Source organism: Thiosulfativibrio zosterae (assembly GCF_011398155.1).
Classification (GTDB): Bacteria; Pseudomonadota; Gammaproteobacteria; order Thiomicrospirales; family Thiomicrospiraceae; genus Thiosulfativibrio; species Thiosulfativibrio zosterae.
In genome coordinates this window covers 727501-740507 of record NZ_AP021888.1, presented here as the reverse complement: position 1 = coordinate 740507, position 13007 = coordinate 727501, and the positions used below count along the sequence as shown (strand labels likewise).

At 43.9% G+C, this 13007-nt stretch carries 11 protein-coding genes and 2 rRNA genes (1 of these 13 running past the window's edge); 10 read left to right on the top strand and 3 right to left on the bottom strand.

Annotated features, from left to right (window positions below; all coding sequences use genetic code 11):
- Positions 1-126: 126 nt before the first annotated feature.
- From aroQ to THMIRH_RS03115, 9 genes are all read left to right on the top strand, one after another.
- Complete coding sequence (gene aroQ, locus THMIRH_RS03155) at positions 127-564, top strand: type II 3-dehydroquinate dehydratase (protein ID WP_173290669.1); 438 nt, start codon at positions 127-129, stop codon at positions 562-564.
- Positions 565-673: 109 nt separating this feature from the next.
- Positions 674-1144, top strand: a complete 471-nt coding sequence (gene accB, locus THMIRH_RS03150) for an acetyl-CoA carboxylase biotin carboxyl carrier protein (protein WP_173290666.1) — start codon at positions 674-676, stop codon at positions 1142-1144.
- A gap of 9 nt (positions 1145-1153) precedes the next feature.
- Positions 1154-2503, top strand: a complete 1350-nt coding sequence (accC, locus tag THMIRH_RS03145) for an acetyl-CoA carboxylase biotin carboxylase subunit (RefSeq protein ID WP_173290664.1) — start codon at positions 1154-1156, stop codon at positions 2501-2503.
- A 61-nt stretch (positions 2504-2564) separates the two neighbouring features.
- A complete protein-coding gene (gene prmA, locus THMIRH_RS03140) occupies positions 2565-3440 on the top strand; it encodes a 50S ribosomal protein L11 methyltransferase (protein WP_173290662.1) in 876 nt (291 codons plus the stop codon).
- Positions 3422-4387: a tRNA dihydrouridine synthase DusB gene (gene dusB, locus THMIRH_RS03135; RefSeq protein WP_243831487.1), complete on the top strand. Its 966-nt coding sequence runs from the start codon at positions 3422-3424 to the stop codon at positions 4385-4387. Before prmA ends, dusB begins: the two co-directional genes overlap by 19 nt.
- Complete coding sequence (locus tag THMIRH_RS12135) at positions 4374-4634, top strand: helix-turn-helix domain-containing protein (RefSeq protein ID WP_173290660.1); 261 nt, start codon at positions 4374-4376, stop codon at positions 4632-4634. Before dusB ends, THMIRH_RS12135 begins: the two co-directional genes overlap by 14 nt.
- Before the next feature lie 31 nt (positions 4635-4665).
- The gene (gene purH, locus THMIRH_RS03125) at positions 4666-6228 is read left to right on the top strand and encodes a bifunctional phosphoribosylaminoimidazolecarboxamide formyltransferase/IMP cyclohydrolase (protein WP_173290658.1); all 1563 of its coding nucleotides are present in this window, start codon (positions 4666-4668) and stop codon (positions 6226-6228) included.
- A 20-nt stretch (positions 6229-6248) separates the two neighbouring features.
- On the top strand, positions 6249-7541 hold the full coding sequence (gene purD / locus THMIRH_RS03120) for a phosphoribosylamine--glycine ligase (RefSeq protein WP_173290656.1): 1293 nt from the start codon (positions 6249-6251) through the stop codon (positions 7539-7541).
- A 140-nt stretch (positions 7542-7681) separates the two neighbouring features.
- Positions 7682-7960 (top strand): late competence development ComFB family protein, encoded by a 279-nt coding sequence (locus THMIRH_RS03115; RefSeq protein ID WP_243831486.1) that lies wholly within the window; start codon positions 7682-7684, stop codon positions 7958-7960.
- A gap of 27 nt (positions 7961-7987) precedes the next feature.
- On the opposite strand, the gene THMIRH_RS03110 is transcribed toward THMIRH_RS03115, so the two are convergent.
- Positions 7988-9238, bottom strand: coding sequence for a diguanylate cyclase (locus tag THMIRH_RS03110; RefSeq protein WP_173290654.1), 1251 nt, complete (start codon positions 9236-9238; stop codon positions 7988-7990).
- Positions 9239-9356: 118 nt separating this feature from the next.
- Here THMIRH_RS03110 and THMIRH_RS03105 point away from each other — a divergent pair, with 118 nt between their 5' ends.
- Positions 9357-10214: an HDOD domain-containing protein gene (locus tag THMIRH_RS03105; protein WP_173290652.1), complete on the top strand. Its 858-nt coding sequence runs from the start codon at positions 9357-9359 to the stop codon at positions 10212-10214.
- A gap of 130 nt (positions 10215-10344) precedes the next feature.
- Here THMIRH_RS03105 and rrf read toward each other — a convergent pair.
- Both rrf and THMIRH_RS03095 read right to left on the bottom strand, forming a co-directional pair.
- Positions 10345-10459: ribosomal RNA gene (gene rrf / locus THMIRH_RS03100) — 5S ribosomal RNA — on the bottom strand.
- Between the two features lie 200 nt (positions 10460-10659).
- Positions 10660-13007 (bottom strand): 23S ribosomal RNA (locus THMIRH_RS03095) (it continues 513 nt past the right edge of the window).

Genomic DNA, 13007 nt, shown 5'->3' with positions numbered 1-13007 from the left:
GCCTGCTTTTATAAACTTTCAGCGCATTTCGCATCATTTACACACCCATAAAACACGCATTTTTCGCATAGTTTTGAAAACTTATGTATAATTTGCTGATTAAAATCAATTAAATGGAACCTTTGAATGGCGGACATATTGGTACTCAATGGCCCAAACCTCAACATGCTTGGTAAACGCGAACCCGAAATTTACGGTCGTAAAACCCTCAAAGACATTATTTTGGAACTGGAAGAACTCGCTGATAACTACGAAGTTCGCCTCCACAGCTTTCAAAGCAATGCAGAACATGAATTGGTAGAACGTGTTCATTTGGCCATGGATGACGATATCGATTTCATCATCATTAACCCTGCTGCTTTCACCCACACCAGCGTGGCATTAAGAGATGCCTTGGCAACCGTAAAAATTCCCTTTATTGAAGTGCACCTTTCAAACATTCATAAACGAGAAGCTTTTAGGCAACATTCCTACTTCTCAGACCTCGCCGAAGGCGTTATTGCAGGGCTTGGCCCAATGGGCTATCAACTGGCTTTAGCCGCAGCCGTTGAACGCATTAAATAGACTTAAACAAATATAAAAAATAATTTTTGATAACTCACACAAAGACAACACATTGAACACACCATCTAAACAAAAAAATAAAGACTCAAAGATTGAAAAGGAAAGACTCATGGATATTCGCTCTATTCGCAAACTGATTGAAATTGTGGAACAGTCTGACATTGCTGAAATTGAAATCAAAGAAGGCGAATCAAACATTCGCATTACGCGTAGCAAAGAACCTGTTTACATTTCTGCACCTGCGATGAGTGCTCCTGCACAAAATTACGCACCCGCTGCGCCACAAGCCGCACCTTCTGCAACCGTTGAAGTGACTAGCGCACCCGCTCCTGCGGCTGCTGAAACAGGTCACAAAATGAACTCACCTATGGTGGGGACTTTTTATGCCGCAGGTTCTCCCGATGCCGCACCCTTTGTGAAGGTTGGCGACAAAGTTGCCGCTGGCGACACACTTTGCATCATTGAAGCCATGAAAATCATGAACCCCATTGAATCCGATGTTTCAGGTACCATTAAGAAAATTTTGGTGAATAACGCCGAGCCTGTTGAATATGGCCAAACTTTATTCATTATCGAATAAGGAGCCAATATGATCGACAAAATTCTTATCGCCAACCGTGGTGAAATTGCTTTACGAGTGCTCCGTGCTTGTAAAGAAATGGGTATTAAAACCGTGGCCGTTCACTCAACTGCAGATGCGAACTTAAAGCATGTTTTATTGGCTGATGAATCCGTTTGTATTGGACCACCATCATCAACACACAGTTATTTAAATATTCCTGCTTTGATAGCCGCTGCAGAAATTACCGATGCAGAAGCCATTCACCCTGGTTATGGATTTTTATCTGAAAACGCAGATTTTGCAGAGCGCGTTGAAGAAAGTGGTTTTGTGTTTATGGGCCCTAAAGCAGAAACCATTCGCCTAATGGGCGACAAGGTTTCTGCAATTCGCGCCATGAAAGCGGCAGGCGTTCCAACGGTACCCGGTTCTGGTGGCCCTTTGGGTCCAAACGATGAAGAAAACAAACGCATCGCCAAAGAAATTGGCTATCCAATCATCATCAAAGCCTCTGGCGGTGGCGGTGGACGCGGTATGCGCGTGGTACACACCGAAGCCAACTTGATTAAGTCAATTCAGTTAACACAATCTGAAGCAGGGAACTTCTTTGGCAACCCAGAAGTTTACATGGAAAAATTCTTAGAGAACCCTCGTCATGTTGAAATTCAAATTTTGGCAGATGGTCAGGGTAACGCGATTCATTTAGGTGAGCGTGATTGTTCTATGCAACGCCGTCACCAAAAAGTGGTGGAAGAAGCGCCTGCACCGGGTGTGACAGCAGAACAGCGTGCCAAAATTGGTGCCGCTTGTGTAAAAGCCTGTATCGATATTAACTATCGTGGCGCGGGTACTTTTGAATTCTTATACGAAAATGGCGAGTTCTATTTCATAGAAATGAACACGCGCTTACAAGTTGAACATCCCGTCACCGAAATGGTTACAGGTATTGACTTGGTCAAAGAACAAATCAAAATTGCGCGCGGTGAAAAGCTTTCTTTAAAACAAGAAGACATCAAGTTAACAGGCCATGCCATTGAATGTCGTATTAATGCGGAAAATCCTTCTAAAAACTTTATGCCTTCACCTGGCAAAATTGAACGCTTGCACCTACCCGGTGGCTTAGGCGTTCGTTGGGATTCTCACATTTACACAGGTTACAGCGTGCCACCTCATTATGATTCAATGATTGGCAAGCTGATTTGTCATGGTAGCGACCGCAACACTGCTATTCGCCGTATGGACAGTGCCTTAAGCGAATTGGTGCTGGTGGGCATAGACAGCAACATCCGTCTACAGCGTGAAATTATGAATGACCTAGGTTTCTGCGAAGGTGGCCGTAACATTCACTATTTAGAAGAACGCTTAGAACATCTCGTTTAATCGATAGCGCTTCATTTAAGCCCTCAAATGAGGGCTTTTTTAATTTTAAGGAAATCAAAACATGCCCTGGATTCAGATTAACGCTACGGTACCAGAACATTTGGTTGAACCGCTTTCAGATGCTTTTATGGATGCCAATGCTGCATCGGTTACTTTTATCGATGCAGAAGATCAACCCATTTTTGAACCAGAAATTGGCACTACCCCGGTTTGGTCATTAACCAAAGTTACCGCCCTTTATGACGCAGAAGTGGATAGCGCACCGGTGATAGAATTTGTAAAAGAAGTCTTGCCAGAAGTCAGTCCTTTTGAATTTAAAACAGAAGCCCTTGAAGACAAAGATTGGGTACGCGCCTGGATGGAAAACTTCAAGCCCATGCAGTTTGGTCAAAACCTTTGGATAGTGCCCAGCACCATGCAAGCCCCCAAACCTGAAGCCATCAATTTAATTTTAGACCCAGGCTTGGCTTTTGGCACAGGAACTCACCCCACAACCGCTTTATGCCTAACTTGGTTAGATGTCCATGCACCACACAATCAAACGGTCATAGATTATGGATGCGGCTCAGGCATTTTGGCATTGGCTGCTAAAAAGTTAGGCGCAACTGAAGTTTGGGGAACTGACATTGATCCACAAGCCATTACCGCCAGTATTGATAATGCTGAGCGTAATCACGCAGCCATGACTTTTGCTTTAGTCAAAGACTTTCACCCGCCTTTAGCAGACACCCTGTTAGCCAATATTTTGGCTGGCCCGCTAAAAGAACTGGCACCCGAGTTCTCTCGCCTACTCAAACCACAAGGCACGCTCATTTTGTCGGGGCTGTTAACCACGCAAGCAGCTGACTTAATTGAATTTTACAACAGTCTAAATTTTGAGTTTGTTGAACAACAAAACCATGAAGATTGGTCATTGCTGTGCTTCAACCGCATTTAGGACAACGCCCTTTAGTCGGACTTGCGCCTATGGCGGGGATCACTGACCGTGTCTTTCGAGATATTTGTCGTCAACAAGGCGCAGACTATGCCGTTTCGGAAATGGTGGCGTCCAGGAAATCCTTATGGGATTCGCAAAAATCCAGCACTCGAAACGCCTCTGCAGACGAAACATCACCACGCATCGTACAACTAATCGGCACCGAGCCTGAAGAGTTGGCTGAAGCGGCTGTCTGGCAAGCCTCACAGGGTGCGCAAGTGATTGATATCAATATGGGTTGCCCCGCAAAAAAAGTGTGTGATGTGGCGGCGGGTTCTGCGCTTATGGCACACCCGGATAAAGTACAAGCCATTTTTGAAGCCCTAGTATCCGCGGTAGATTTACCCATTACCGTAAAAACCAGAACCGGCTCAGATGCTGAGCATCAAAATGTTTTAGAAATTGCTCAAATTGCCCAGGCCTGCGGCTTAAAGGGCATGAGCATTCATGGTAGAACGCGCGCGGATAAGTTTTCAGGACATGCAGAATACAACCTGATTAAATTAGTCAAACAGCAGGTTACGATTCCCATTATTGCAAATGGTGATATTTCTACGCCCGAGCAAGCCTTATTTGTATTAAAATACACAGCCTCGGATGGCATCCTAATTGGACGAGCAGCACAAGGTTATCCTTGGATTTTTCGTGAAATTAAACACTATTTAACAACACTAACGCTTGCAGAAAAACCCAGTTTGAGTGAGTTTGAAAGCACCATAAACACCCATTTGACAGGGTTGTATGAATTGTATGGCAGCCACCTTGGCATTCGAATTGCACGAAAACATATAGGCTGGTATAGCCAATATTTACCCAACGGAGAAGTTCTCCGTAAAGATTTCAATCGATTAGAAACGCCGCAAACTCAGTTACGCTTAATACAAAGTTATTTTCATGAACACACTTAAAGAACTGCAAGAAAACGCTGAATATCAATCTCTCAGCCAAGCGGTAACCCTAACGCTGCAGACCTATTTCAAATCGTTAGAAGGCGAAGTGCCTACTGATTTGCATAAACTGGTGATTGGACAAGTGGAAAAACCCTTGATTCAATTCATTCTGGAACATACCGAACAAAACCAAAGTCAAGCTGCCGCCCTCTTGGGGATAAATCGCAATACCCTGCGCAAAAAAATTCAACAATACCATTTGTAAACCATTTTATTTTTCGAAAGGACTGAAAACTATGAAACCCGTTCGCCGTGCACTCATCAGCGTCTCTGATAAGACAGGGATTTTAGAATTTGCGCAAGCACTTAGCAAAATGCAAGTGGCTATTTTATCTACCGGAGGTACTTATAAAGTACTTTCAGAAGCGGGTTTACCGGTGACTGAAGTATCTGAATATACAGGTTTCCCAGAAATGATGGACGGACGCGTTAAAACACTTCACCCAAAAATTCATGGTGGACTCTTAGGGCGCCGTGGAACAGATGATGCCATTATGCAAGCCCATAATATCGACCCAATCGACATGGTAGTTGTTAACCTTTATCCATTTGAGGCAACGGTTGCTAAAGCAGACTGTTCACTTGAAGATGCAATAGAGAACATCGACATCGGCGGGCCAACCATGTTGCGTTCTGCCGCAAAAAACCACAAAGATGTTGCGGTCGTCACCGATCCAGCGGACTACGCTCGTATTCTTGAAGAAATGCAAGCCAACAATGGTCAATTAGCCCATGCGACTCGCTTTGATTTAGCCATCAAAACATTTGAACAAACTGCTCGTTATGACGGTGCGATTGCTAACTACTTTGGCACTATGTTCAATACCGATGAACAGGACCATTTTCCACGCACCTTCAGCACACAATTTGTTAAAAAACAAAGTATGCGTTACGGTGAAAACCCTCATCAAGCGGCCGCGTTTTACACTGAGCGCAATCCCTCAGAGGCTTCGATTTCTACGGCGACTCAACTTCAAGGCAAAGAATTATCCTTTAACAACATCGCCGATACGGACGCGGCTTTGGAGTTGGTCAAAACCTTCACTCAAACCGCTTGTGTCATTGTTAAACACGCCAATCCTTGCGGAGTTTCTATTGGCGACTCATTATTTGAAGCCTATGACCGTGCCTATAAAACCGATCCAACTTCTGCGTTTGGTGGCATTATTGCTTTCAACCGCGAACTTGATGCACAAACCGCCAAAGCAATTGTAGAGCGTCAGTTTGTTGAAGTGATTATTGCACCCAGCGTTTCTGATGAGGCGAAGGCCGTGGTTGCTGCCAAACAAAATGTGCGTTTATTGGCTTGTGGCGCATTAGGTGAACAATTAGCGGCTTATGACTACAAGCGCGTTACCGGTGGTTTGTTGGTACAAGACCGTGATTTAGGCATGGTTACCGAAGCTGACTTAAAAGTGGTTTCCAACCGCGCACCGACCGCAACCGAAATGGCAGACCTTATGTTTGCTTGGAAAGTGGCCAAGTTTGTTAAATCTAACGCCATTGTTTATGTCAAAGACGGTATGACCATCGGTGTGGGCGCGGGGCAAATGAGCCGTGTTTATTCTGCCAAAATTGCTGGTATTAAAGCCGCTGATGAAGGCTTAGAAGTACCTGGTTCTGTCATGGCATCTGATGCTTTCTTCCCTTTCCGCGATGGTATTGATGCCGCAGCCGCTGCTGGTATTACGGCGGTTATTCATCCCGGCGGTTCTATGCGAGATCAAGAAGTCATTGATGCCGCAAATGAACACGGTATTGCGATGGTCTTTACTGGCATGCGCCACTTTAAACACTGATAACACAAGGATTTATCAACATGAAAGTTATGATTATTGGTAGTGGTGGACGCGAACACGCTCTAGCTTGGAAAACGGCACAATCCAGCAAAGTTTCTCAAGTTTTTGTTGCCCCAGGCAATACGGGTTCATCTTTAGAAAATAAGGTTCAAAATGTTAATATTGCGGTCAATGACATACCAGGCCTGGTTAAATTTGCCCAAGAAAATGCAATTAATTTAACCATTGTAGGGCCTGAAGTGCCTTTGGTGCTTGGTGTGGTTGATGCCTTTGAAGCAGCACAATTACGCTGCTTTGGTCCAACACAAAAAGCTGCACAACTTGAAGGTTCAAAAGCGTTTTCAAAAAACTTCTTAGCAAAACACAACATTCCAACCGCCGCTTACGATGTTTTTACCGAAATCGAACCGGCTTATGCCTATTTAGAAAAAATGGGTACGCCCATCGTCATTAAAGCCGACGGCTTAGCTGCCGGTAAAGGCGTGATCTTGGCCGATACCATGGCAGAAGCTAAAGAAGCTGTTTCAGATATGTTAGCGGGCAATAAATTTGGGGATGCCGGCGCACGAGTTGTTATAGAAGAATTTCTGTATGGCGAGGAAGCCAGCTTTATCGTGATGGCAGATGGCACAAATATTTTACCCATGGCAACCTCTCAAGATCATAAAGCTCGCAATGATGGTGACACAGGTCCAAACACAGGGGGGATGGGCGCTTACAGCCCTGCGCCAGTGGTGACCCGTGAAATTCATAATCGTATTATGGATGAAGTCATAAAACCTACCATTGAAGGTATGACCAAAGATGGCATTCCTTACACAGGTTTTCTGTATGCCGGCATTATGATTGCACCCGATGGAACGCCTAAAGTGCTAGAGTTTAACTGTCGTTTCGGTGACCCTGAAACACAACCCATAATGATGCGCTTAAAGTCTGATTTAACTGACCTCTGTAATGCGGCCTTAGACAAGCGTTTAAATGAAGTATCGGCCGAATGGGATTCGCGCGCTGCGCTGGGTGTGGTATTAGCCGCTAAAGGGTATCCTGATGAGTATCAAAAAGGCGATGTGATTGAAGGCCTAGAATCAGCTAATGCTTCTGACCTTAAAGTGTTTCATGCCGGAACAGCCTTAGACGCTAACAACAAAGTCATAACGGCTGGCGGTCGCGTATTGTGCGTAACCGCTTTAGGCGAGAATGTAACTCAAGCACAAAAGCGCGCTTATCAAGGTGTTAATGCCATCCATTGGGACGGTGTTTATTCTCGTAAAGACATTGGCCATCGTGCGGTTCGCCGAGAATCTTTATCTTAACCATGACTACTCAAAAGCGAACCCAGTGTTCGCTTTTTTGTTTAAGATTTTCAAAGAATTTGATTAGATTAAATGAATGCGTTGTGGTTTAATTTAATCATTCAACTTAATACGACACTTGACCACTGAAAGGATTTGAAATGAGCATGTCAGATTTAGAAACAGTCCATAACTATTATGAACGCAAAGTTTTTCAAGAAGTCCATGAAAACTATACCCACTCAGGTTTAACCAGTAACCAGTTAGCCGATATGGCCTGCATAGCACTCAATCGTATCCCTCCAAAATACATACGCTATGACATTGATATGTCATTTTATATGTCAGGAAGTGAGTATTTAGAGCATGAAGCCAAAGTCAAAAAAGCCGTTAAAAAAGCTTACCGTAAAATCAAAAATATTGATGATGACGAAGCTTAATAAGCTAAACGAATAAGGGTCTCAAGATTACTCATTCGAGTAAACAGAGACCAAATTTCTACCATTTGATTTCGAAGCGTATAAAGCATGATCTGCAAATCCTACGCCAGCATCTAAAGTTTCAAACTCAAAGGCAACGCCTAAACTCAAGGTAAAAGCAACTGAAGTATGCGACTTTGATTCCTGTTCAACTTTTTCTCTGAGTGTTTCAGCTCTCAACTGCACATCTTCTTGGGTCAATCCACCAAACACACAATATTCTTCACCACCAAATCGAGCAACTAAACAATCATTAAAAACTTCTTTGATTAGTTGAGCAACAAACACAATCGCATTGTCCCCAACTTGATGCCCGTAAGTGTCATTAACTTTTTTGAAATGATCAATATCGCACATTAACAAAAATTTTGATGCACCCATCTGCAGATAGCTGTTTAATTGCACCCCACCCTGGTCGAAGAAATAACGGCGATTATGCAAACCGGTTAAAGAATCTGTTTGAGATATGGCTTGAATCTTACGATAGGACTCTGACTGTAGGATGTTTTGATGTACCCTGACATATAACTCTTCCGCGGTGAAATTAGCATTAAAAAAGTCATTAACACCATATTTCATTAAGTGAATGGCAAAGAAAATGTTTTCAGAAGGTTCGCACGCTAAGATGGGTAATTCATTAGCCGAATATTGTCCACGAACTTGCTCAACAAAATTAAGTGGGGGCATCTCTTTAAGTTGCTCTATTGACTCAAGCACCAATAAGTCTGGCAACTCAGTCAGTAACATTTCCTTGACTAAAGCATAGGTTTCAAACACTTTAATTTTATAGCGTTGAACCCGTAACATACCAATTAACTTTTGGGTATTATGAATCAATGGACTTAAAATCCAAACCGTACGCTGACTGTTTTGAATTAATTTTAAGACAGTAGAAACGACATACTGAATGGCAGCAGGCCCATTTTTGATAACATAATCAGCGACCATTTCATTTAGCATTCGCTCTCGTGTTGCATTGTCATATCGACCGGTTAACACAATTGTGGTTACTTTATGTTTTCTAAGTACCTTGACGGTTTCACCATGCGGTGCATCTGGCAAAGTTAAATCACATAAAGCAATAATTGGTACAAATTCAGATGCTAAGACCTCTTCCACCTCTGCTAAAGACTTTAATAGCAAAATTGGATAATCACATACTTCAACAAGCTTTGCGTTCAGTAACATTGCAATAGAAAGCTGGTCTTCTATAATTAAAATAACTTCTTTGGAAGACATTTATATCCCAATACAAAATTGTCATAAAAATACATAATAACAAACTGCGACAAATATTCATCGACTAAATTGAATAAAATTTGTAGAATTAGAAGGAATCAAAGAGGACTGAGTTTTTATGCAAGACAAAATAAAAGTAGCCAGCAACATTTTGGCTCAAATGAATGTCCCAAACCTACCTGAGGAAGTGATACGCCTTCAAGAAGAACTCCATAAAAAATACCCAAATACTGTTACCATCGCTAATTTAATTTCGCATAATGCCGAATTGTTGGCGGACTTTATGACTTTGGTCAACACCAACCTAACCACAGAAAATCAACAAATCAAAGACGCTAAAGCGGCTGTTAATGTGATGGGATTGGATGAAATCTACAATATTTTTCTTTCTGCCAGTATTACCCAATTATTAGCTGAATCTCCGACTGAAAGAGCCATATTAATGCATGGTGCAAAGTCAGGTATTGCGGCAGCTGAAATGTCCTATTGGGTATTTGATGTATCACGCTCAGAAGCCTATATGGCAGGTCTTATGCAAAACATAGGGGCATTATACCTATCCAGGTATTCTGTTGAGTACCAAGAGATTTTTGAGGCACAAATGGGTAACCCCATAACTGGCTTTCTAAAAGAGCATGAGCTATTTAAAACAGACCATACAATGATTGGCGCGATTGTTTCAAAGAAATGGAATATTGACCCTGTAATTTATAAAGCCCTATTGTTTCATCATGATGTCGATTTTGCGGTAAAAACTGCCAGCGACCAAAAAATAAAACACATAACTGCACTAGTGATTTTAAGTAATTATGTCGTTAGTGCGGCGGGTGGCGAGCAATACATCACTCAAGAAATTAAATACTACCGCGATTTGGCAAAAAACATACTTAAACTACCAGACAATGCAATGAAAGCGGCCACAGCAGCGGTATTAAAATGGGGAAATAAAATTGGGCTAACAGCTGGAAGCCATTAAAATCTAATAAATAGCTCCATAAAAAATAAATGCCAGCCGATATTGCTGGTTTTTTATTTAGTAAATGGTATTCAGTAAATATAGGCAAAAAAAAACCCGCCATCGAAGATAAGCGGGTTTTAGGAATGAAGCTTGGAGATGACCTACTCTCACATGGCACCTGCCACACTACCATCGGCGCTAAGTCGTTTCACTTCTGAGTTCGGGATGGGATCAGGTGGTTCCAACTTGCTATGGTCCCCAAGCAATAGGGTTATGTTGTGTCTGAAGTGTTGAATTTTAGTTTTTATATCAACACCCTGACTCAGTCACAACTGAATTTAGAATAAATCTCGTAAAGAGTTTAAATATTTTAGTAACAATTTCACATATCTAAGCATTTTCTCAAGCTCAACATGCCAGTTCAAATGTTTTAATTTAACATTCAAAGTCACTTTTGAGTTGTATAGTTAAGCCTCACGGGTAATTAGTACAAGTTAGCTTCACACATTACTGCGCTTCCACACCTTGCCTATCAACGTCTTAGTCTCAAACGGCCCTTTAGAAGACTTAAAGTCTAGGGAAAACTTATCTTGAGGCAGGTTTCCCGCTTAGATGCTTTCAGCGGTTATCCTTTCCGAACGTAGCTACCGGGCAATGCCATTGGCATGACAACCCGAACACCAGCGGTTCGTCCACTCCGGTCCTCTCGTACTAGGAGCAGCCCCTCTCAATTTTCCAACGCCCACGGCAGATAGGGACCGAACTGTCTCACGACGTTCTAAACCCAGCTCGCGTACCACTTTAAATGGCGAACAGCCATACCCTTGGGACCGACTTCAGCCCCAGGATGTGATGAGCCGACATCGAGGTGCCAAACACCGCCGTCGATATGAACTCTTGGGCGGTATCAGCCTGTTATCCCCGGAGTACCTTTTATCCGTTGAGCGATGGCCCTTCCACACAGAACCACCGGATCACTAGAACCTGCTTTCGCACCTGCTCGACGTGTCAGTCTCGCAGTCAAGCACCCTTTTACTCTTGCGCTCATTGCACGATGTCCGACCGTGCTGAGGGTACCTTCGCGCTCCTCCGTTACTCTTTAGGAGGAGACCGCCCCAGTCAAACTACCCACCATACACTGTCCCTGACCAGGATTCACTGGCCTAGGTTAGAACCTCAATAATATCAGGGTGGTATTTCAAGATTGGCTCCACAAGGACTGGCGTCCCTGCTTCAAAGCCTCCCACCTATCCTACACAGATAGTATCAAAGTCCAGTGCAAAGCTGTAGTAAAGGTTCACGGGGTCTTTCCGTCTAGCCGCGGGTACGCAGCATCTTAACTGCGAGTTCAATTTCGCTGAGTCTCGGGTGGAGACAGTGTGGCCATCATTACGCCATTCGTGCAGGTCGGAACTTACCCGACAAGGAATTTCGCTACCTTAGGACCGTTATAGTTACGGCCGCCGTTTACCGGGGCTTCGATCAAGAGCTTCGCGTTAGCTAACCCCATCAATTAACCTTCCGGCACCGGGCAGGCGTCACACCCTATACGTCATCTTTCGATTTTGCAGAGTGCTGTGTTTTTAGTAAACAGTTGCAGCCACCTGGTCTCTGCAACCCCCACTAGCTTAGAGAGCAAGTCTCATCACCGGCAGGGGCACACCTTCTCCCGAAGTTACGGTGTTATTTTGCCTAGTTCCTTCACCCGAGTTCTCTCAAGCGCCTTGGAATTCTCATCCTGACCACCTGTGTTGGTTTGGGGTACGATTCTTTATTACCTGAAGCTTAGAAGCTTTTCTTGGAAGCATGGCATCAATCACTTCGTCCATACGGACTCGTCATCAGTTCTCAGCATTAAACCCCCGGATTTGCCTAAGGGTTCTGCCTACGACCTTAAACTTACAAAACCAACTGTAAGATGACCTAGCCTTCTCCGTCCCTCCATCGCAGTAATAAAAAGTGCAGGAATATTAACCTGCTTCCCATCGACTACGCTTCTCAGCCTCGTCTTAGGGGTCGACTAACCCTACGTCGATTAACGTTGCGTAGGAAACCTTGGTCTTTCGGCGAGGGTGCTTTTCACACCCTTTATCGCTACTTATGTCAGCATTCGCACTCGTGATATCTCCAGCATGCTTTCCAACACACCTTCACAGACTTACACGACGCTCCTCTACCATGCCTTACGGCATCCACAATTTCGGTACTATACTTAGCCCCGTTAAATCTTCGGCGCAGGCCGACTCGATCAGTGAGCTATTACGCTTTCTTTAAAGGGTGGCTGCTTCTAAGCCAACCTCCTGACTGTCTAAGCCTTCCCACATCCTTTCCCACTTAGTATAGTTTAGGGACCTTAATTGGTGGTCTGGGTTGTTGCCCTCTTGACTACGGACGTTAGCACCCGCAGTCTGTCTCCCATGATTGCACTTCTTGGTATTCGGAGTTTGCAATGGGCTGCTAAGCCTTGACGGCCCGCTAGACCATAACAGTGCTCTACCCCCAAGAGTGATACATGAGGCACTACCTAAATAGTTTTCGAGGAGAACCAGCTATCTCCGAGCTTGATTAGCCTTTCACTCCGATCCACAACTCATCCCCAAATTTTTCAACATTTGTGGGTTCGGTCCTCCAGTACCTGTTACGGCACCTTCAACCTGGCCATGGATAGATCGCCCGGTTTCGGGTCTACGCCATGCAACTAGTCGCCCATTTAAGACTCGGTTTCCCTACGGCTCCCCTATTCGGTTAACCTTGCTACATAACGTAAGTCGCTGACCCATTATACAAAAGGTACGCGGTCACCCAACAAGT